The sequence below is a fragment of the Neisseria sp. HMSC061H08 genome, assembly GCF_001836795.1.
Lineage (GTDB): Bacteria > Pseudomonadota > Gammaproteobacteria > Burkholderiales > Neisseriaceae > Neisseria > Neisseria subflava_A.
The window spans coordinates 1,004-1,548 of record NZ_KV830571.1 but is presented as its reverse complement, the minus strand read 5'-3'; the positions used below and the strand labels follow the sequence as shown (position 1 = coordinate 1,548).

Genomic DNA, 545 nt, shown 5'->3' with positions numbered 1-545 from the left:
GTCAGCTTTATCGGCTTTAGTTTCGATTGCTGCTTTGTTGGCATCAATATCTTGGCGGTTAATTTCTAAAGCTTCCATCGCAGCTTTACCTGCCGAGGCAAGATCACCGATGTCTTTATCCAAGCTGGCGATCGCATTGTTGAAGCCTTCGTTAGCTTCTTTTTGCTCTTCAAGTTTGGCAGTATTTTCAGCGATTGCCGCTTTATTGGCATCAATATCTTTACGGTTGGCTTCCAAAGCCTCAGTTGCTTTCAGACCTGCTTGTGCCAAGTCAACGATATCTTTATCGTGACGAGTGATAGCTGCGTTAGTTGCATCGCTCAGGGCAGTTACTTCATCACCAATGTCGTTAACTTTTTTGCCCATATTGTCAGTGTATTTTGCCAATTCTTCGAAGTCAGCTTTGTCGGCTTTAGTTTCAATTGCCGCTTTATTGGCATCAATTTCTTTACGATTGTCTTCTACAGCCTCTGCAGCAAGCTGCAAGCCCTTCGCCAAGTCAACGATGCCTTGTTTATTGGCATCAATATCTTTACGGTTGGCTT

The 545-nt window shown here is 43.9% G+C and carries 1 pseudogene; it reads right to left on the bottom strand.

Annotation, left to right across the window (positions count from 1 at the left end):
- A pseudogene (locus tag HMPREF2675_RS11560) lies at nucleotides 1–545 on the bottom strand (outer membrane insertion C- signal); the annotation flags it as partial.